A 19,573-nucleotide genomic window follows, 5' to 3' on the forward strand; every position below is an offset into this window, starting at 1 on the left:
CTTGTCACAACGCGGGGCGAACCCCTGGTCAGCGCCACCATCCAGCGGCACGGGCATTGGCCGCGTCGATACGCACCGTCTGCTCGATCAGGCGGCGGGCCGCGCGATCGGTGCGCTCGACCTCGCCGGTGATCATCCGGTCCTGCAAAATCCCGCGCAGGCCCGACACAAGCAGAGTCGCAGCGACTTCAGGGTCCTCAATGGACGGAACGTTGCGCAGCCCATCCGCCAGCGCCGATACGAACACGGCGATGGCCGAGATGGCGTAATCGGCATACGGACTCTGTGGAGCGCACGCCGCCCCGAGAACCTGGAGCATCACCCGGACGCTCGTCCGGCCCTCACCCGAGGTGTTCGCGGTCCAGAAGTCCCACAACCGGTCGCGAAGTTCGGACGCGTCACCGATGTCGGCGAAAAAGGCCGCGATGTCGGGCCGCTGCGTCGCCAGCGCTTGGACCAGCAGCTCTTCCTTGGTCGTGAAGTAGTAGATCAGCATGCGCGAGCTGGTGCCGAGTTCGGCGGCCAGCGGGCGCAGCGACAGGTCCGCGAGACCGTGGTCGGCGATGTAGCGCACCACAGCGGCGAGCAGTTCGGCGCGTTTGGCGTGGTCTAAGGGGCGGGCCATGGGTTGACTGTAGCGATTGGTACAGGTATTCATGACATCGTGACTGTAACAATCGCTTCAGAAACTCGGGATTCGGTGGTGGTCACCGGGTACGCGGCGACCACGTCGCTGGCCGACGACATGGACACCACCTGGTCCGGACTGCTGGCGGGGCACAGCGGGATCGGCGCGCTGGACGACGATTTCGTCGCCGAGTACGACCTGCCGGTCCGCATCGGCGGCAAGCTGAAGTCACAGCCCGGCGCCGAACTCACCCGGGTCGAACAGCGCAGGCATTCCTACGTCGAGCAGATGGCGCTGGTGCTCGGCCGCCGGGTTTGGCGTTCGGCAGGCGCGCCCGAGGTGGACGGCGACCGATTGGCGGTGGCCATCGGCACCGGGCTCGGGGGCGGCGACGCGCTGATCTCGGCGGTCGACGCGATGCGCGCGGGCGGCTATCGCAAGGTGTCGCCGATGTCGGTGCCGATGGTGATGCCGAACGGTCCCGCCGCCACCGTCGGGCTCGAGATCGGCGCCAGGGCCGGCGTTTTCGCTCCGGTATCGGCCTGCTCCTCGGGTTCGGAGGCGATCGCGCACGCGTGGCGGCTGATCACCACCGGTGAGGCGGACGTGGTGGTGGCGGGCGGCGTCGAAGGCCATATCGACGCCGTGCCCATCGCGAGTTTCGCCATGATGCGTGCCATGAGCACCCGCAACGACGACCCGGAACGCGCGTCGCGCCCGTTCGACCGGGACCGCGACGGATTCGTCTTCGGCGAGGCGGGCGCGCTGCTGGTGCTCGAGTCCGAGCGGCACGCTCGCGCGCGGGGGGCCGCCGTGCACGGGCGGGTGCTCGGCGCCGGCATCACCTCCGACGCCTATCACATCGTCGCGTCCGAGCCGGAGGGCATCGGAGCGGCTCGCGCGATGCGCAAGGCCATCGAGACCGCGGGACTGCGAGCTTCGGACATCCAGCATGTGAACGCGCACGCCACGTCGACTTCCATCGGCGACGCCTCGGAGGCCAACGCGATCGCCTCCGTCGTGCCCGATGCCTCGGTCTACGCGCCGAAATCCGCGCTCGGGCATTCCATCGGGGCGGTCGGCGCGTTGGAGTCGCTGGTCACCATGCTCACCCTGCGGGACCAGGTCGTCCCACCCACCTTGAACCTCGACAATCTCGACCCGGCGATCGACCTGGACATCGTCGCGGGCGCGCCGCGCCCCCAGCGCATCGATTTCGCGCTGAACAATTCGTTCGGCTTCGGGGGGCACAACGTCGCGCTGACGTTCGGCCGGGTCTGACCTCGAGTTCCGTTCCGGAGCGGGCTACCGTCGTTGTAAACCGACCGATCGGCCCGGAGGACGGACAGCGACGTGAGCGAGCACCGGCGAAGGAACCGAGGACCGTGCGCGCGGGCGCGCACGACGGAATCGGGCGCAGGCGGGGCGCTGTGAGCGACGCCTTCTATCTCCCCGACCCCGACCAGGCGGATCGCTTTCTGTCCACCGAGCTGACCCGCGGCCCCTGGTCGCCGGACGCCCAGCACGCGGGTCCGCCCTCGGCGCTGCTCGGGCACGTGATCGAGCGGTGCGAACCCCGTCCGGGGTTCCAGGTCGGCCGGGTCGCGGTCGAGATCCTCGGCCCGGTGCCGCTGGAACCGCTGACCGCGGTGGCGCGGGTCGTCCGCCCCGGCCGCAGCGTCGAACTCATCGAGGCGACGCTGTCCACCGAGCGCGGGCCGGTGATGCGGGCGAACGCCTGGCGGTTCAAGCTGTCCGAACCGGAATTGCCGCTGCCGGAACGTTTCCTGCCCTCCGGCACACGTCCCGGTCCCGGCCACGCGGGCGTGTCCGCGCCGTTCCCCTCCACCCAGCCGGTGGGCTTCCACACCGCCATCGAATACCGCTTCGTCAGCGGCTCCTTCACCGAGCCCGGCCCGGCGTTGTGCTGGATCAGGCTCAAATACCCGATCGTCGCGGGCACCGATCCGAGCCCACTGGAACGCACCCTCGCGGCCGCGGATTCGGGAAACGGCATCAGCGCGGTCATGGACTGGTCGAAGTACCTGTTCATCAACACCGACCTGACGGTCACCCTGCACCGCCAGCCCGCAGGCGAATGGGTCTGCCTCGACGCCGTCACCTACCCCCAACCCCATGGCATAGGTATGGCGGAATCCGCGCTCTACGACGAAAAGGGCCCCTTGGGCCGCAGCACGCAAACCCTCTTCCTCGGCAACCGATAGCCGAGGCAGACCCACTCGGCGTTCGTCGCCGAGACGCTGGCGGACGGGTCGGCACCTGCTGAACCGCCCAACCTTTCGGGTGGGAGCGATGCAAAACCCGACATCGCTGGTCAGTCCTTCCATCGCGTCCAACCCGACCGTCCACTCACGACATGGCCGACGTCGAGGCAATGGGCCATGCCCCGGGGGGTGTTGTCCAGCCCTACCTGCCGAGAACCCGAGAAGTCGAATCGCCGACCTTCGTCGCTCGAAAATCGAAGACGGCCGTCTTTTCGGCACCTTCTCCACCATCTTCGAAGCGATGTGGTCCAGCGCTCAGGGAGGGAAGCATCCACACCAAGAGCGACCGTGACTACGCGACCGATTTGGACCATCGGATTCAAGGCCACATCAGGCGGCATCCGGCAGATGCGTCACCCGAGTTCGGCTTCCTGGGGGCGGAACCCGATGACATGTCGCTCGATAGCACCGCCCGGTCCATGTGGGTTCTCGACCCGATCGACGGGACATCCAACTTCATCCATGGATTGCCGCTCTGCGCGGTCTCGCTGGCTCTGGTTCAGGACGGCGAACCGGTAATCGGGGTTGTCAACGCACCATTCCTGGGTCTGGAGTACCACGCGGCCGCCGGCCAAGGGGCGTTCGGCAACGACAAGCCGATCACTGACCGAACAATTGTCCCGCACAGGTATGTCTCACGGACGGGTCGAGATCTGCTGGACGCCCCAGCCGTTCCCGTCCGGGTCGGTGAAGAAAAAGAAGCCCACGTTGTCGAGTGGGTCGGGCATGGGGGTGGGGTTTTCGCCGAGGACTTGGATTTCGGTGAGCTCGACGCCTCGGGAGGTGAGTTCCTCATGGGCTTTGCGCAGGTCGTTGACCACGAGTTGCAGACCTTGTTGGGAGCCGGGTGTCATGTCGGGCACCGCGCCCTTGCCGATCACGATCGAACAGCCGGAGCCGGGCGGGGTGAATTGCACGATGCGGACGTTGTCATCGATCTTCGTATCGTGGTCGACGGTGAAGCCGAGTTGTTCGGCGTAGAACTGTTTGGCTCGGTCGATATCCGACACGGGCACGATAACGACCTCGAGTGTCCAGTTCACGGAGCATCCTTTCGGGGCGGGCAGCGGTATTCCTACCAGTGCGGACCGGTCGGCGCGGGAGAAATCATCGCCGAGCCCAGCGCCAGTTGAACTCGTCCGGCGCGGGCGGGGGGCCGGGAAGTTCGCCGTCCGCGCTCAGCCCGGCCAGGAGCATCGCGAGCACACGGCGGCGCAGCTGGACGGTGCGCCGCGGATCGGGCACCGCGACGGCCGCGCAGGACTCCAGGATCAGGCCGAGATCCTGCGGGGTGACGTCCGGACGCAGTTCGCCGGTGGCATGGGCGCGGCGCACGAGATCCTCGGTGACCTTCGCGGAGTGCTGCACATCGGGCAGCATCGATTCGTCGGGGGTGAAGGTGCCCGCGAGATGCACGGCGAGGGAGTGCACGTCGGCGTCCACCACTCGTTCGAGAAAGCCGACCAGGCCGTGCCAGCCGTCCGGGTCTTGCAGCGCTACATCGGCTTCCGCGTTGTAGCGGCGCAGACCGTCGTGACAGAGCGTGCGCAGCAGCACCTCCTTGCTCGGATAGCGGCGGTACAGCGCACTGATTCCGACGCCCGCGCGTTCCGCGACGGCGGAGATCGGGGCCGTGGCGTCGGCGAGGAACACGGCTCGGGCGGCCTCCAGGATCAAGCCGTCGTTGCGGGCGGCCTGTGCCTTACGGCCGGGTAGACCCTTTTGAGCTGGGGCATCGGATGTCTTCGGCATGTCACCAGGATAGCACTTGAACGGAATGATCCGTTCTGTTACGGTTCAATCAGAACAGATCATTCCGTTTCAAAGGAGCAGGACATGACCGCGATCACCCCCTTCCGCATCGACGTCGACCAGGCCGACCTGGACGACCTGCGCGGCCGCCTCGCCCGCACCCGCTGGGCCGAGCAGATCCCCGGCTCGGGCGATACCTACGGGGTGAGTGTCGAGCGCGTGCGCCACCTCGTCGACTACTGGCGTGACGAGTTCGACTGGCGCGGGGTGGAGAACTCGTTGAACGCCTATCCGCAGTTCACCACCGAGATCGACGGCCAGAACATCCATTTCGTGCATGTGAGATCCACCCGCGCCGACGCGTTTCCGCTGATCCTCACGCACGGCTGGCCCGGTACCTTCGTCGAATTCATCGGCGTCATCGAGCCGCTCACCGCCGCCGGGTTCGATCTGGTGATTCCCTCCGTCCCCGGGTACGGATTCTCCGGCCCCACCACAGAGGCGGGTTGGAACGACGCCCGGATCGCGCGCGCCTGGGCGGAGCTGATGCGGCGGCTCGGCTACACCCGCTACGGCGCGGTGGGCAACGACGGCGGTTCGCAGATCTCGCCGGAACTCGGGCGGGTGGCGCCGGACCAGGTGGCCGGCGTGCACGTGACCCAGGTGTACTCGTTCCCGTCCGGAGATCCGGCGGAGCTGGCCGATCTCACTGAGGACGAGCAGCGATCGCTGGCCACCCTGGACTGGTTCGTGAAGAACAAGATGGGCTTCAACGTGCTGCAATCGCAGCAACCGCAGACGCTGGCGCACGCGATCACGGACTCGCCCGCCGGGCTGGTCGGCTGGAACGGCCAGTTGCTCGGTCCGGACCTCGACGACGACTTCGTGCTGACCAACATCGCGATCCACTGGCTCACCGGCACCGCGGGTTCGGCGATCCGGCACTACTTCGAGAAGGACAAGGCCGAGCGTCCCACGGCGCCGACCACGGTTCCGCTCGCGCTGTGCGGCTCCAACGGGGATTTCCACGGCATCCGCCGCTTCGCCGAGCGCGACCACAACATCGTGTCCTGGCGCACGCACGACGTGTTCACCCACTACCTGCACCACGTGGCGCCCGCGTTGATGGCGGAGGAGATCACGGAGTTCTTCGCGAAGCTGCGCTGAGACTGTCTCTTATGGCATCGAGACTTGCGGCCATGGTTCGTCTCGTTTCCCGCTGATGTACTGGATTCATCAACGGCACAGCAGCCTCGAAACAGGAGAGAAAACCATGAAAATCGCAGTCTTCGGAGCTACCGGGACCGTCGGCCGTCTCGTCGTCGAGCGGGCGCTGCGGGAGGGCCATGAGGTGACGGCCTTCACCCGCAGCGCCGCGAGCGTCACGCAGCGGCACGAGCGGCTGCGCGTGGTGGAAGGCGATGTGCTGGACACGCATTCGGTGCAGCGAGCGGTGCAGGGGCAGGACGCGGTGCTGATCTCGCTCGGCAACGGGCGCAAGGGCGTGGTCCGGGCGGGCGGCACCGAAGCGATCATCGACGCGATGAATCGCACGGGCGTCAAGCGGCTGATCTGTCAGACGACGCTCGGCGTCGGCGACAGCCGCGGCAACCTGAACTTCCTGTGGAAGTACGTGATGTTCGGGTTGCTACTGCGCCCCGCCTACGCCGACCACGTCCGGCAGGAGGAATACGTCCTGGCCAGCGACCTGGACTGGACGATAGTGCGGCCGAGCGCGTTCACCGACGGACCGGCCACCGGCAGCTACCGGCGCGGATTCCCGGCGGGCGAGCGCGGTCTGAGCCTGAAGATCGCCCGTGCCGACATCGCCGAGTTCATGATCGAGCAACTGACCGACACGACTTACCTCCGTCAGGCGCCCGGCATCTCGAACTGAGCGCACCATGCGGTGGCGCGGCAGCGGCCCATGCCCCGGAGCCGAGAGCATGGGCCGCGATCTTCAGGCGTGCTCGTGCAATTCCCCCCACGCGGGAAAGGGATCGGGATACTCGGCCCACGCGCCCGGCCCCTCGGCGAACTCCGCGTCGGTGAGCAGGGCGCCATTCAGTAGCGAGCGCACCTTGTCGCAATCCAGTTTTATCCCGATGAAGACGATCTCCTGTCCCGGCGGCACTTCCAGCGACGACCACCAGGCGGCGGGTTCGAAAACCAGGTTCGGCCCCGCTTGCGACCACACCGCGGCCAGCGTCGGCCTGCTCGCGATCCAGCAGAATCCTTTGCTGCGCAACAGACCTCGCAACTGCTCCAGCGCGCCCGACAGACGCAGCGGATGGAACGGCCGATCCGCGGTGTAGGTGAGGCTGCGAATGCCGTACTCCTCGGTCTCCGGCGTGTGCCCACCGGCGAGCTCCTCCGCCCAGCCCTCGGCCTCCGCGGCGACCACCGGGTCGTAGCGGCCGGTGTCCAGGACCTCGGCCAGATCGACCACGCCGTTGCTGGTGCGCAGCACGTGGGCGCGCGGGTTCAAGCGGCGCACCGTCGCCTCCACCGCCCCCGCCGCGGCCGCGCCGACCAGGTCGGTCTTGTTGACCAGCAGGACGTCGGCGAACTCGACCTGATCCACCAGCAGGTCGGCGATGGTGCGCGCGTCGCCGTCGCCCGCTTGCAGATTCCGCTCCACCAGCGCTTGCCCGCGCGCCACCTCCGCCAGGAAGGTCGAAGCGTCGATCACGGTCACCATGGTGTCCAGCCGAGCGACGTCACCGAGCCGGAAGCCGTCCTCGAATTCCCAGTCGAAAGTCGCGGCCACCGGCATCGGCTCGGAGATGCCGGTCGATTCGATCACCAATTGATCGAAGCGGCCTTCGCGAGCGAGCCGGGCCACGGCTTCGATCAGGTCCTCGCGCAGGGTGCAGCAGATGCAGCCGTTGGTCAGCTCGACCAGCTTCTCCTCGGTGCGGTCCAGGTGGCCCTGGCCGGCGACCAGCGCGGCGTCGATGTTGACCTCGCTCATGTCGTTGACGATGACCGCCACCCGGCGGCCCTCTCGGTTGGCCAGGATGTGGTTGAGCAGCGTCGTCTTGCCCGCACCGAGAAAGCCGGACAGCACGGTGACGGGAAGCAAGTCGGAGTCCATGACATTAATGATAACGATTTTCATTTGCTGTCCGCGGGCGGGTTGCGGTTGCCGGTGGCCGCCGGACCGGCTCGCCGTAGGGTTTGTGTCGTGAAACTGCTGCCATTGCCCGCCGAGGGGCAGACCCCCGTCCGGGCGCTCACCATCGCCGGTACCGATTCCGGCGGAGGCGCCGGAATCCAAGCCGATACCCGCACCATGACGCTGTGTGGTGTGCACGCACTGGTGGCCGTCGCGGCGGTGACGGTGCAGAACACGGTGGGCGTCAGCGGCTTTCACGAGATTCCGCCGCAGGTCGTGGCCGATCAAGTGCGCTCGGTGACCACGGACATCGGCGTCGGCGCCGCGAAGACCGGCATGCTCGCCTCCACCGCGATCATCGAAGCGGTCGCGGCGGTGTGCCAGGAGGTCGGCATCGGTCGCGACGGCGACATTCCGCTGGTCGTCGATCCTGTCGCAGCCTCGATGCACGGCGATCCGCTGCTGCACGCCGAGGCGCTCGACGCGCTGCGCAGCACCCTGATCCCACTCGCCACCGTGGTGACACCGAACCTCGACGAGGTCCGCCTGCTCACGGGTATCGACGTCGACGACGAGGATTCGGCGCGGCGCGCGGCCGAGGCGCTGCACAAGCTCGGGCCGCGGTGGGCGATCGTCAAGGGCGGGCACCTGCGCTCCTCCGAGTACAGCACCGACCTGCTGTTCGACGGCGAGCGATTCCTCGAGTTCACCGCCCCGCGCATCGCGACCGGCAACGACCACGGCGGCGGTGACACGCTGGCCGCCGCGACCGCCTGCGCGCTGGCCCACGGCTATTCGGTACCCGAAGCGGTCGAGTTCGCCAAGGAGTGGACCTACCGCTGCCTGGCCGCGTCCTACGATCTGGGCGCGGGCCACGGACCGGTGTCCCCGCTGTGGCGGTTGCATGAAAACTGAGCCTGGCAACCGCGCGGCGCACGCCATTTCTTGTCGGTGGGCGCTGCGATACTGAGGACGTCGCCGACACGGATGGCTTCAACGGCGAGGCGATCGGAACAACGACGTTCGGCGTGGATGCGGCGAAGACCTCGGCGCCCGGCCCGGGGGGCGCTGGCGGTCACATAGCGGAAAAGGCGCGGTGCAGCGGAAGCTCGGCTGCGATCGCGATGCCGTGCAGCCGAGCGCTGGCCGCCACGAGCGCGAAGATGATCTCGCTCAGATAGGCGGCGAACTGCTCGACCGGCATGGCGGGCGGCTCCACCCGGTGCACCCCCAGCCACCAATCGGTGGCCGAGGCCACCGTACCGAAGATCGAGTAGATCACCAGTTCCGCGCTCGCGACCTGCATCGACTCCTCGTCCACGGCACCGGCGAACAAATCGGCGGCGCGGCGGGCGGACTGCCGGGCCGATTGCAGCGCTCGGTCGGCGTCGTCGGAGCGTTGCGTGAAATGGCTGTGCAGCATGAACCGGAAGACATTCGGCTGCCGCGACACCACCTGCGCGTATTCGGACGCGGCGCGGCGCACCAGGTCAGCGGCCGAGTCGCCGGTCAGATCGAAACTGGTCATGATCTGTTCCCAGAGCATGTCGCGCACCCGGTCGACGATCGCGTTGTAGAGGTCGGTCTTGTCTTCGAAATGGCGATACAGCTTCGGTTTGGCCGCGCCCGCCTCCTTGGCGATATCGCCCATGCTGACCGCGGGGCCGAACTTGTCGAGCGCGCGGAAAGCCGCGTCCACGAATTCCTCGCGCACCTTCCGGCGATGCTCGCGCCAGCGCTCGGTGCGCGCGTCCACACGTTTGCGCGGCGGGTCGTCTTCCGTCCGGCCGCTGAGCATCACGAATCCGGATGCTACCTGTCGACCCGGGTATCGAGACCCGCCCGTCGGCCGGGTCCCGTCCCACCGGTCAGTGCTTGCTGGAACCAGCGCCGCTGTCGCCCGCGGTCTTGGCCTTCTTCTCCGCTCGCTTTTCCTTCAGGGACTTCCCGGATTTCTTGGACATCGAACTGCGCGGAGATTTGTCGGACAAACGTGGTCCTTTGCTCGGAGAACCTGAATGGTCCCGCTGTCATAGACCGTACGCTACGGGGCCTGTCCGCGGCGTGATCCGGCTCGGGCGGACCCCCAGGAACCTCACAGCTGAGGCCCAGCACCGTGGCAGCGTAGCCGTCGAATGTAGTTCGCATGACCGAGACCTTGACCGTCGCGGCGGCGGAACGGACCGAGACCACGGGTGCGCCCGTGCTGGACGTGGTGATACCCGTCTACAACGAAGAGACCGACCTCGGCGTGTGCGTCCGCAGACTGCACGCCTACCTGCGCGACGGGTTCCCCTTCCCGGCGCGCATCACGGTCGCCGACAACGCGAGCACCGACGACACGCTACAGGTCGCCCAATTGCTCGCCGAAGAATTGGACGACGTGCGGGTGGTGCACCTGTCCGCCAAAGGACGCGGGCGGGCGCTGCGAGCGGTGTGGGAACGCTCCGACGCGCAGGTGGTCGCCTATATGGACGTCGACCTGTCCACCGACTTGAACGCGCTGCTGCCCCTGGTCGCACCGCTGATCACCGGGCATTCCGACCTGGCCATCGGCACCCGGCTCGACGCCGCGTCCCGCGTGGTGCGCGGGCCCAAACGCGAGATCATCTCGCGCTGCTACAACTTGCTGCTGAAAGCCTCACTGCGCGCGCACTTCTCCGACGCCCAGTGCGGCTTCAAGGCCATGCGCACCGATGTCGCGCGCCGCCTGCTGCCGCTGGTGCACGACGGCGAGTGGTTCTTCGACACCGAATTGCTGGTGCTCGCCGAGCGGGCGGGACTGCGCATTCACGAGGTTCCGGTGGACTGGATCGATGATCCGGACAGCCGCGTCGACATCATCGACACCGCGCGCAAAGACATGCTCGGCATCTGGCGGCTCGGCCGGGCGCTGGCCACCGGCACGCTGCCGCTCGAGGAACTACGCCGGTCGGTGGGCCGGGAACCGCTGGTGCCGGGGGTGCCGCTGGGCATGGTCGGGCAACTCGTGCGGTTCGCCATCGTCGGCGTGCTCAGCACGCTGGCCTATCTGCTGCTGTACGTGCTGTTGCAGCCGCTCGCCGGCGCGCAGGTGGCGAATTTCGCGGCGCTGCTGATCACGGCGGTGGGCAATACCGCCGCCAACCGGGCCTTCACCTTCGGCGTGCGCGGCTCGAACGGAGCCGTGTCGCATCAGTTCCAAGGGCTGGTGATCTTCGGCATCGGGTTGGCGCTCACCAGCGGATCGTTGTTCGCGCTGCATCGGTGGGCGCCGGACGCCTCGGTGCACCTGGAGCTGTTCGTCCTGGTGGTGGCCAATCTGGTGGCGACGCTGTTGCGGTTCGTCGGGTTGCGCTGGGTGTTCCGCGACAGCGGAGGTGACGGCGCGCCGAGCGCACCGGCTCTCGTCGGTGCCGGGAGCTCCGCCGAGGGAGACCGTTGATGACGGCGACGCTCACCGCGCAACCCGCCGCGACCGAACCGCAGCCGAGGACCCGCCGGAACTGGGAGTATCCGGCGCTGGCGGCACTACTGATCGGCACGGCGGTGGCGTATCTGTGCAACCTGAGCGCCAACGGCTGGGCGAATTCGTTCTACTCGGCTGCGGTGCAGGCGGGTTCGGTCTCGTGGAAGGCGTTCTTCTTCGGATCCTCCGACGCGGCGAACTCGATCACCGTGGACAAACCGCCCGCCTCACTGTGGCTGATGGAGCTGTCGGTGCGGGCCTTCGGGCTGGACAGCTGGAGCATCCTGGTGCCGGAGGTGCTGCTCGGGGTGGCCGGTGTGGCCCTGCTGTGGGCGACGGTGCGCAGGCCGTTCGGGCCCGCGGCCGGATTGCTCGCCGGGTTGGCGCTGGCGGTGACGCCCGTCGCGGCGCTGATGTTCCGGTTCAACAATCCCGAGGCGCTGCTGGTGTTCCTGATGGTCGCGGCCGCCTGGGCGATGACGCGGGCGGTGGAGGACGGCCGCTGGCGCTGGCTGGTCCTGACCGGCGCGCTGATCGGCTTCGGTTTCCTCACCAAGCAATTGCAGGTACTGCTGGTGGTTCCGGCGCTCGCGCTGACCTACTCGATCGCGGGCCCGCCGAAACTCGGTACGCGCATCCTGCAACTCTTCGCCGCCGCGGCCGCGATGGTGGTGGCCGCGGGCTGGTGGTTGCTGGCGGTCGAACTGTGGCCCGCCTCGTCACGTCCGTGGATCGGCGGCTCGCAGGACAACTCGATCCTGGAACTCACCTTCGGCTACAACGGGCTGGGCCGGCTCAACGGCAACGAGCGCGGCAGCGTCGGACCGGGCGGCGACCTTCCGCCGGGCGGCAACGGCATGTGGGGAAGCACCGGCATCACACGGATGTTCGAACCGGCGCAAGGCGGTCAGATCGCGTGGCTGATCCCCGCCGCGCTGGTCGCGCTCGTCGTGGGAATCCTGCTGCGCGGCAAAGCGGCTCGCACCGATCCGCAGCGCGCCGCGCTCGTCCTCTGGGGCGGATGGCTGCTGGGGACCGGTCTGGTCTTCAGCTTCATGGCCGGCATCTTCCACCAGTACTACACCGTGGCCCTGGCTCCGGCCATCGCCGCGCTCGTCGGCGCGGGCTCGGTGCTGTCGTGGCGGGGACGGCACCGGCTGTGGGTGCGGTTGGCGTCGGCGCTCGCGGTGGGCCTCACCACGGCGACCGCCTGGATGCTGTTGTCCCGCAGTCCGGAATGGCAGTCGTGGCTGCGCTGGACGGTGCTGGTCGTCGGCGTGATCGCGACGCTCGCCGTGCTCTTGCCCGCGCCGCGCAAGCTCGCCGTGGCGTCGGCGCTGGCCGTGGCGTTCACCTTCCTGGCCGGACCGGTCGCCTACGCCGTCGACACCATCGCGACGCCGCACGCGGGTTCGATTCCTTCGGCCGGGCCGAACGTCGCGATGCGAGGCCGGCCACCGTGGGGCGAGGGAATGCCGGGGATGAATCGCCGCATGCCGGACGGAACCGGGACCACTGGCCGCGATGGAGCCGGACAGGTGCCGGGCGGTATACCGCCGGATGGGCGATCGCCGGGAACGGGCCCGCAGGGCACGACATCGGACGGCCGGATTCCTCAACCGGGCAGTGCACCCGGCGGACAGATTCCGGACGGCACGGGCACACCGCCTGGTACCGCGCCACAGGGCGACGGCACGATGATCCCGCCCGGAATGATGCCCGATGGGCAGGGAATCCCGCCGATGCAGGGTATGCCTGGCGCGCCCGGAGACGGCGGTCCCGGCCCCAACGGCGGCGGAATCGGCGGCCTGCTCGGGGCGAGCGAACCCAGCGCCCAGGTCGTGTCCCTGCTCGAGCAGAACGGCGGCGACTACACCTGGGTGGCCGCGGCCATCGGCTCGAACAGCGCCGCGGGGTTGCAGCTGGCCACCGAACTGCCCGTGATGCCCATCGGCGGTTTCAACGGCAGCGATCCCTCCCCGACGCTGGAGCAGTTCAAGCAGTATGTCGCCGAGGGGAAGATCCATTACTTCGTCGGCGGCGGGCGGGGCGGGCCGGGTTCGTCCGACTCCTCCCCCAGCGCCCAGATCACGCAGTGGGTTCAGGAGAACTTCACCGCCACCCAGGTGGACGGGGTCACTTTGTACGACCTGACCGCCGCCCACTGAACCGCGCGATGCGATCCTGTCGCCCTGCATTCCCCGGGGCCGCATCGCCTCCCGGTGTTCAGCGCGTCCCCTGCACCCGCTGAACACCGCATCCGCACCGGCGTCATATACCTCGGCGCCGGTGCGGATCGCGTTGCGCGATAATCACCTTTCCTGGTCACGACCCCGCGAATGCGCGCGGGGCACAGCGGTGGAACGTCGAACATGTGACCGGCCCCGATGATTCGCGCGCCCGCTCTTGGCATCCCGCAAAACTCCAGCGATGATGATCGGACGCGTGACGGCTCCGGGCCGGTAGCCGGACCATCAGCTCACGTGTCCACCACGAACTTTCAGGGATACAGTTGAACGCTTTCATGAAGCTGGCCGTGACGGTGATCAGCGCACTGGTCGCAACCGCGCTCACCGTCGGATTCGCCGCCACCGCGTCGGCGGCCCCCGCCGACCGGGCCGAGCCGATCGCCGCGGCGACCGGCGAACCCCCGCAGGTGACCTATATCAAGGCATGCCTGCCGCCCGGCGACACCATCGAACTGCGCACAGGAATCGGCGCGGCGATCGGCGCCGCCATCGGCGCGCTCGTCGGCCTGCCCGTCTTCTTCGTCGGCGCGATCCCCGGCGCGATCATCGTCGGCCTGATCGGCGCCGCCATCGGAGCCTCCTCCTACGCCATCGATTCGGGACGGCTCGAGCAGCAAGGTCTGTGCTGACCGGCGCGGCGTTCGCCACGCCGCGATGCGCGGGCCGCTCCGCGAGCGCCGCAGGTCAATCGCTCCCGGCGGCCAGCGCGCGCACCAGCCGGTCCAACGCGGGGCGTGGATCGAAGTCCGCCGCCGGGTTCACCAACTGATGCAGGATGATCCCGTCGAGTTGGTCGACCAGGATCCGCGCCTCCGCCCGATCCGCGCCGACATCCGCCAGCAGCGTCGCGGTCCATTCGGTCAGCCGCAGATGTCCTCGGCGGATGGTCTCGCGTAGCGCGGGAACGCACTGCGCCTCCAAGAACAGGGCATAGCGGGCCAGGGTGCGCACCCGGTCGCCGCGCACGGCGTGCACGACGAACGCGGCCATCCCCTCGACGAGTTCGTCGATCGTGCCGGGCGCGGGCTGCCGGGTGAGCGTCTCCCAATCCGCGTAGTCGCGCGCCTCGAGGCGATCGGTGATGCCGATCAGCAGCGCTTCCCGGGTGCGGAAGTAATTGGACGCCGATCCGGCGGGCATGCCCGCGGCCTCGTCGACCGCACGGTGCGTGAGCGCGCGGGTACCGCGGGATCCCAGCAGGTCGATCGCCGCGTCCAAGACGAGGTCGCGTTTGGTGGACACCCTTCGAATACTACGTAGGTAGTGATACAGGTTACAGTTACCCCTCCTGGCACTACAGAAGTATCGTTAGCCCCGCTTACGGTTTCAGCGTTGCCCGCAGGATCGGCCCGGTCACCATCTCCGGCTCCGATCCCGCCCGACCGGCGCTCGAGCCACCGCGTCCGGCCCGGTCGCGGGCGCCGGTTCAGCGGGAGGCGTGCAAGGCGGCGTGAAGCGTGGCCGCCCACTGTTCGACAATCCGCTTACGGCGGGCCGAATCGTCGGTGAGAACGTCGGCGAGGCCGAGACCGCGCGCCATGTCCAGGGTCGCCTGCACCAAGTGGTGGGTGACCGGGTCCGAGTCGTCCACACCCAGGGCTTCGACCGCGCGGCGGTGCGAGGCGCGCCCGAAGCGGGCCTCCAGCGGGACGATCCGCTCCCGCAACACCGGATCGGCGGCGGCGTGCGTCCAGACTTGCAGGGCCGCCTTGAACAACGGGCTGGTGTAGGACTCGACCAGCCCCGCCACCACCGCCTCGGTACGGGCGAGGCCGTCACCCAGCTCCGTCAGCGTCGCGGCCTCATGCACCGCCTGCCCGCTGCGGGTGTCGAACATGTACTCCAGCGCGGCGGTGATCAGATCCTCCCTGGTGGGAAAGTGATGCTGCGCCGCGCCGCGCGACACCCCGGCCCGCTCGGCGACCACGGCGACCGTCGCGGCCGCCCAGCCCATCTCGGCCAGGCAGTCGATGGTCGCCTCGAGCAGGCGTTGCCGGGTGGCGCGGCTGCGATCCTGCTTGGGTTCGTGGGGTGTCGCCATGGTCGTTATTCTGCCCAGCTCGGCGGGCGGCGCTGCAAAAAGGCCAGCATGCCCTCGTGCACCTCCGGGGTGCCGAAGAAGCTCGCCGAACGCCGCGCGAGTTCCTCGGCGGAGGCGTCGAACTCGGCGAGGATGCCCGCGTTGACCAGTCGCTTGGCCTCCGCCAGCCCTTGCGGGGAGCCTTTGCGCACCTCCGCGCACAGTCGCGCCACCTCGGCCGCCGGGTCGTCGGCGGTGACGGTGACCAGGCCGATCTCCTCGGCCACGGCGGCATCGAACTTCTCGCCGGTCAGGTAGTACCGGCCGGCCGCGCGCGGGCTGAGCCTGGGCAGCAGGGTCAGCGAGATCATGAACGGCGCCAGCCCGATGCGCACCTCGGTGAGCGCGAAACTGCTGGCCGGTCCGGCCACGACGAGGTCGCAGGCCGCCACGATGCCCATGCCGCCCGCCCGCACGTTGCCGTCGATCCGCGCGATCACCGGCTTCGGAATCTCCACCAGCCTGCGCAGTACGCCGATCATGACCCGGGTGCGCCCGTCGGCGGCCACGGCCGGATCGGCGTCACTGGCCTCGCTCAGATCGGCGCCCGCGCAGAAGGTGTTGCCGGTGTGCGCGAGCACGATGACGCGCACCTCGTCGTCGGCGGCCGCGTCGTCGAGCCCGCGCAGCAGCTCGGCGACCAGCTTGGACGACAGCGCGTTGCGGTTGTGCGGCGAATCGAAGGTGAGCGTCGCGACGCCGTCGCTCACCTCGTAGCGGACGAACGGAGCCGTCTCGGTCATGCGCGTCCTCTCAGTAGGACTTCGGCAGGCCCAGCGAGTACTGGGCGACGAAGTTCAGGACCATTTCCCGGCTGACCGGCGCGATGCGGCCGATGCGCGCGGCGGCGAGCATCGCGGCCAGCCCGACGTCCCTGGTCAGGCCGGAGCCGCCGTGGGTCTGAATGGCCTGGTCGAGCGCCTTGATGCTGGCCTCCGCCGCCGCGTATTTCGCCATGTTGGCGGCCTCGGCGGCGCCCATTTCGTCGCCCGTGTCGTACAGGGTCGCGGCCTTCTGCATCATCAGCTTCGCCAGCTCCAGTTCGACCTTCACCTGGGCGAGCGGATGCGAGATGCCCTGATGGGCACCGATCGGCGTCTTCCACACCGTGCGCTCCTTGGCATATTCCACGGCGCGATCGATGGCGTAGCGGGCCAGGCCGATCGCCATGGCCGCACCCATGATGCGTTCCGGGTTGAGGCCCGCGAACAGCTGCATCAGCGCCGCGTCCTCCTTGCCGACCAGCGCGGTGGAGGGCAGCCGGACGTCGTCGAGGAACAGGCTGTACTGGTGGTCGGGTTCGATGATGTCCATCTCCTGCGCCGTCTTGGTGAAGCCTTCGGCGTCGGTCGGCACGATGAACAGGGCGGGCTTGAGTTTGCCGGTCTTGTGGTCTTCGGTGCGGGACACGATCAGCACGGCCTCGGCCTGGTCCACGCCGGAGATGAAGATCTTGCGGCCGTTGAGGATCCAGTCGTCGCCGTCGCGGCGCGCGGTGGTGGTGATCTGGTGGGAGTTGGAGCCGGCGTCCGGCTCGGTGATGCCGAAGACCATCTTGCCGGAGCCGTCGGCGAGTTTGGGCAGCCACTTCTGCTTCTGCTCGTCGGTGCCGTACTTGGTGATGATGGTGCCGCAGATGGCCGGGGAGACCACCATGAGCAGCAGGCCCGCGCCCTGCGCCGACAGCTCCTCCATCACCAGCGACAGCTCGTACATGCCCGCGCCGCCGCCACCGTACTCCTCGGGCAGGTTCACTCCGAGGAAGCCGAGTTTGCCGGCCTCCTGCCACAATTCGTCCAGCGGCTCGTTCTTGCGCGCCTTCGGCAGCACGTAGTCGCGGTAGTTGTACTTCGCGGCCAGCGCGGCGACGGCGGCCCGCAGCGCCTTCTGCTCGTCGGTTTCGATGAAGCTCATCAGTTCTCCTGTATCTTGCGGGGGCTCCCGCACCCCGTCGGCTCGATGAGCGCTGCGCGATTGTGGCTCATCGGTTCTCCTGAGTTTCTACGGGTTCGACGACCGCGAGCACGGCGCCGACGTCGACCTGCTGGCCGACGGTGACGTTGACGGCGCTGAGCACGCCCGCGGCGGGCGCGGCGATGGTGTGTTCCATCTTCATCGCCTCCAGCCACAGAATCGGCTGACCCTGTTCGACCTGGCTGCCGACCTCGGCGCCGAGCCGGATCACGCTGCCGGGCATGGGCGCCAGCAGCGAGCCGGTGGCCACCTGGTCGGCCGGGTCGCTGAAGCGCGGCACCCGGCGCAGCGCCACCGGGCCGAGCGGCGAGTCGACGTAGACCTGGTCGCCGTAGCGGGCGACCTCGAATTGCCTGCGCACCGGGCCGCGTTCGCCCGGAACCGACAGCACGACACGATCGGGAGCCGACTCGACGAGTTCCAGGCCGTCGTGACCGTCCACGGTGACGCCGCTCCGGCCGAAGCGGTAGCCCACCTCGTGCGTCCCGGTCGCGCGGCTCTCGTAGGACTTACGCTGCGACTGCGACGGCAGGTTCCGCCACCCGCTGGGCAGCCCGCCGCCCACCCGCGCGCCCCCGCGGTTGGCGGCGGCCTCGGCCAGTGCCGCCGCCACGATGGACAGCGCCTCGTCGGACGCCGACACCAGCGGCGCGGCGAGGACGTCGAGCCCGTGCGTGGCGAAGAACGCGGTGTCGGTGTCACCGGCCAGGAACGCCGGATGACGCAGCACGCGCACCAGCAGGTCGCGGTTGGTGACCAGGCCGTGGATTTTGGCGCGGTGCAGCGCCGCGGCCAGCAAGCGGGCCGCTTCGCCGCGCGTCTCGGCGTAGGAGATGACCTTGGCCAGCATCGGGTCGTAGTGGACGCCGACCACCGAGCCGTCGACGACACCCGTGTCCAGGCGCACGCCCGGCCGGTCCAAGAGGTCGAACTCGGTGCGCACCGAGGGGATGTCGATCCGGTGCACGGTTCCGCTCTGCGGCTGCCAGTCCTGCGCGGGATCCTCGGCGTAGAGCCGCACCTCGATCGAGTGTCCGCGCATCGCGGGCGGTTCGGCGGGCAGCGCGCCGCCCACGGCGACGTCCAGCTGTAGCCGGACCAGATCCAGGCCGGTGGTGCACTCGGTGACCGGATGCTCCACTTGCAGGCGGGTGTTCATCTCCAGGAAGAAGAACTCGCCCTGCTCGTCGGCGAGGAACTCCACGGTGCCCGCGCCGGTGTAGCCGATCGCGCCCGCCGCCAGGCGCGCCGCCTCGAACAGCCGCTCCCGCATGCCTTCGGTGCGTTCCACCAGCGGCGACGGCGCCTCCTCGATCACCTTCTGGTGGCGGCGCTGGATGGAGCACTCGCGTTCGCCGACCGCCCAGATAGCGCCGTGCGTATCGGCCATCACCTGAACCTCGATGTGCCTGCCGGTCTCCAGGTAACGCTCGCAGAAGACCGTCGGATCGCCGAAGGCGGATTCCGCCTCGCGCCGCGCGGCCTCGATCTGGGGGGTCAGATCGGCCAGCTCGCGCACCACGCGCATGCCGCGCCCACCGCCGCCCGCGGACGCCTTGATCAGCACCGGGAGGTGGGCCTCGGTGACCTCGGCCGAGTCCAGCTCGGCGAGCACCGGCACTCCGGCGGCGTCCATCATCTTCTTCGAGGCGACCTTCGAGCCCATCTGCTCGATCGCCTCGACCGGCGGCCCGATCCAGACCAGCCCGGCGTCGAGCACGGCCTTGGCGAAATCGGCGTTCTCGGAGAGGAACCCGTAGCCAGGGTGGATGGCGTCGGCGCCCGCGGCCAGCGCGGCCTCGATGATCAGTTCGCCGCGCAGATAGGTTTCTGCGGGCGTGTTACCGGGCAGCCGCACCGCTGCGTCCGCCTCGGTGACGTGCGGCGCGGCGGCATCCGCGTCGGAGTACACCGCGACGCTGCCCAGACCCATCCGGCGGCAGGTGGCGAAGACCCGGCGGGCGATCTCGCCGCGGTTGGCGACGAGAACGTTCGTGATCTGCCCACCCGCGTTCGAATCGCCGTGCGATGCAGTCATA

At 68.8% G+C, this 19,573-nt stretch carries 19 protein-coding genes and 1 pseudogene; 9 read left to right on the forward strand and 11 right to left on the reverse strand.

Going from position 1 to position 19,573, the window contains the following annotated elements; genetic code table 11:
* Positions 1-28: 28 nt before the first annotated feature.
* Positions 29-625, reverse strand: a complete 597-nt coding sequence (locus tag NA8_RS07250) for a TetR/AcrR family transcriptional regulator (protein ID WP_063049573.1) — start codon at positions 623-625, stop codon at positions 29-31.
* A gap of 39 nt (positions 626-664) precedes the next feature.
* On the opposite strand from NA8_RS07250, the gene NA8_RS07255 reads away from it, so the two are divergent.
* The 3 genes and pseudogenes from NA8_RS07255 to NA8_RS35680 form a co-directional block, all read left to right on the forward strand.
* Positions 665-1,909 carry a KasA/KasB family beta-ketoacyl-ACP synthase gene (locus NA8_RS07255; protein WP_063049574.1) on the forward strand — a complete coding sequence of 415 codons (1,245 nt, stop codon included), beginning with the start codon at positions 665-667 and terminating at the stop codon, positions 1,907-1,909.
* 149 nt (positions 1,910-2,058) lie between these two features.
* The gene (locus NA8_RS07260) at positions 2,059-2,853 is read left to right on the forward strand and encodes a thioesterase family protein (protein ID WP_063049575.1); all 795 of its coding nucleotides are present in this window, start codon (positions 2,059-2,061) and stop codon (positions 2,851-2,853) included.
* Positions 2,854-3,023: 170 nt separating this feature from the next.
* Positions 3,024-3,503, forward strand: a pseudogene (locus tag NA8_RS35680) (inositol monophosphatase family protein); the annotation flags it as partial.
* Between the two features lie 45 nt (positions 3,504-3,548).
* On the opposite strand, the gene NA8_RS07265 reads toward NA8_RS35680, so the two are convergent.
* Together NA8_RS07265 and NA8_RS07270 are read right to left on the reverse strand one after the other, a co-directional pair.
* Positions 3,549-3,956 carry a glyoxalase superfamily protein gene (locus tag NA8_RS07265; RefSeq protein ID WP_063049576.1) on the reverse strand — a complete coding sequence of 136 codons (408 nt, stop codon included), beginning with the start codon at positions 3,954-3,956 and terminating at the stop codon, positions 3,549-3,551.
* 64 nt (positions 3,957-4,020) lie between these two features.
* Positions 4,021-4,665 (reverse strand): TetR/AcrR family transcriptional regulator, encoded by a 645-nt coding sequence (locus NA8_RS07270; RefSeq protein ID WP_063049577.1) that lies wholly within the window; start codon positions 4,663-4,665, stop codon positions 4,021-4,023.
* An 84-nt stretch (positions 4,666-4,749) separates the two neighbouring features.
* Here NA8_RS07270 and NA8_RS07275 point away from each other — a divergent pair, with 84 nt between their 5' ends.
* Positions 4,750-5,832 (forward strand): epoxide hydrolase family protein, encoded by a 1,083-nt coding sequence (locus NA8_RS07275; RefSeq protein ID WP_063049578.1) that lies wholly within the window; start codon positions 4,750-4,752, stop codon positions 5,830-5,832.
* Between the two features lie 106 nt (positions 5,833-5,938).
* Positions 5,939-6,562, forward strand: a complete 624-nt coding sequence (locus NA8_RS07280; RefSeq protein ID WP_063049678.1) for an NAD(P)-dependent oxidoreductase — start codon at positions 5,939-5,941, stop codon at positions 6,560-6,562.
* A gap of 63 nt (positions 6,563-6,625) precedes the next feature.
* Here NA8_RS07280 and NA8_RS07285 read toward each other — a convergent pair whose 3' ends face one another.
* Complete coding sequence (locus tag NA8_RS07285) at positions 6,626-7,762, reverse strand: GTP-binding protein (protein ID WP_063049579.1); 1,137 nt, start codon at positions 7,760-7,762, stop codon at positions 6,626-6,628.
* 90 nt (positions 7,763-7,852) lie between these two features.
* Between NA8_RS07285 and thiD the strand changes: the two genes are divergently transcribed.
* Positions 7,853-8,698 (forward strand): bifunctional hydroxymethylpyrimidine kinase/phosphomethylpyrimidine kinase, encoded by an 846-nt coding sequence (thiD, locus tag NA8_RS07290; RefSeq protein WP_063049580.1) that lies wholly within the window; start codon positions 7,853-7,855, stop codon positions 8,696-8,698.
* 160 nt (positions 8,699-8,858) lie between these two features.
* On the opposite strand, the gene NA8_RS07295 is transcribed toward thiD, so the two are convergent.
* Together NA8_RS07295 and NA8_RS35485 are read right to left on the reverse strand one after the other, a co-directional pair.
* A complete protein-coding gene (locus NA8_RS07295; RefSeq protein ID WP_063049581.1) occupies positions 8,859-9,581 on the reverse strand; it encodes a TetR/AcrR family transcriptional regulator in 723 nt (240 codons plus the stop codon).
* Between the two features lie 70 nt (positions 9,582-9,651).
* Complete coding sequence (locus NA8_RS35485) at positions 9,652-9,774, reverse strand: hypothetical protein (RefSeq protein WP_281032571.1); 123 nt, start codon at positions 9,772-9,774, stop codon at positions 9,652-9,654.
* Between the two features lie 155 nt (positions 9,775-9,929).
* Between NA8_RS35485 and NA8_RS07300 the strand changes: the two genes are divergently transcribed.
* The 3 genes from NA8_RS07300 to NA8_RS33525 all read left to right on the forward strand — a co-directional run bounded on the left by NA8_RS07300 (position 9,930) and on the right by NA8_RS33525 (position 14,109).
* Positions 9,930-11,207 carry a bifunctional glycosyltransferase family 2/GtrA family protein gene (locus tag NA8_RS07300; RefSeq protein ID WP_063049582.1) on the forward strand — a complete coding sequence of 426 codons (1,278 nt, stop codon included), beginning with the start codon at positions 9,930-9,932 and terminating at the stop codon, positions 11,205-11,207.
* Positions 11,207-13,399 carry a glycosyltransferase family 39 protein gene (locus NA8_RS07305; RefSeq protein ID WP_063049583.1) on the forward strand — a complete coding sequence of 731 codons (2,193 nt, stop codon included), beginning with the start codon at positions 11,207-11,209 and terminating at the stop codon, positions 13,397-13,399. Before NA8_RS07300 ends, NA8_RS07305 begins: the two co-directional genes overlap by 1 nt.
* Before the next feature lie 344 nt (positions 13,400-13,743).
* Positions 13,744-14,109, forward strand: a complete 366-nt coding sequence (locus NA8_RS33525) for a hypothetical protein (protein ID WP_063049584.1) — start codon at positions 13,744-13,746, stop codon at positions 14,107-14,109.
* Positions 14,110-14,164: 55 nt separating this feature from the next.
* Here NA8_RS33525 and NA8_RS07315 read toward each other — a convergent pair whose 3' ends face one another.
* The 5 genes from NA8_RS07315 to NA8_RS07335 all read right to left on the reverse strand — a co-directional run bounded on the left by NA8_RS07315 (position 14,165) and on the right by NA8_RS07335 (position 19,572).
* Entirely contained in the window at positions 14,165-14,722 is a 558-nt protein-coding gene (locus tag NA8_RS07315) for a TetR/AcrR family transcriptional regulator (RefSeq protein WP_063049585.1), read from the reverse strand.
* A 184-nt stretch (positions 14,723-14,906) separates the two neighbouring features.
* On the reverse strand, positions 14,907-15,521 hold the full coding sequence (locus NA8_RS07320; RefSeq protein ID WP_063049586.1) for a TetR/AcrR family transcriptional regulator: 615 nt from the start codon (positions 15,519-15,521) through the stop codon (positions 14,907-14,909).
* 5 nt (positions 15,522-15,526) lie between these two features.
* Complete coding sequence (locus NA8_RS07325) at positions 15,527-16,303, reverse strand: enoyl-CoA hydratase family protein (RefSeq protein ID WP_063049587.1); 777 nt, start codon at positions 16,301-16,303, stop codon at positions 15,527-15,529.
* A 10-nt stretch (positions 16,304-16,313) separates the two neighbouring features.
* Positions 16,314-17,474 (reverse strand): acyl-CoA dehydrogenase family protein, encoded by a 1,161-nt coding sequence (locus NA8_RS07330; RefSeq protein ID WP_063049588.1) that lies wholly within the window; start codon positions 17,472-17,474, stop codon positions 16,314-16,316.
* A gap of 67 nt (positions 17,475-17,541) precedes the next feature.
* Positions 17,542-19,572 (reverse strand): acetyl/propionyl/methylcrotonyl-CoA carboxylase subunit alpha, encoded by a 2,031-nt coding sequence (locus NA8_RS07335; RefSeq protein ID WP_063049589.1) that lies wholly within the window; start codon positions 19,570-19,572, stop codon positions 17,542-17,544.
* Position 19,573 lies beyond the last annotated feature (1 nt).

The organism is Nocardia arthritidis NBRC 100137 (assembly GCF_001612765.1).
GTDB classification, from domain to species: Bacteria; Actinomycetota; Actinomycetes; order Mycobacteriales; family Mycobacteriaceae; genus Nocardia; species Nocardia arthritidis.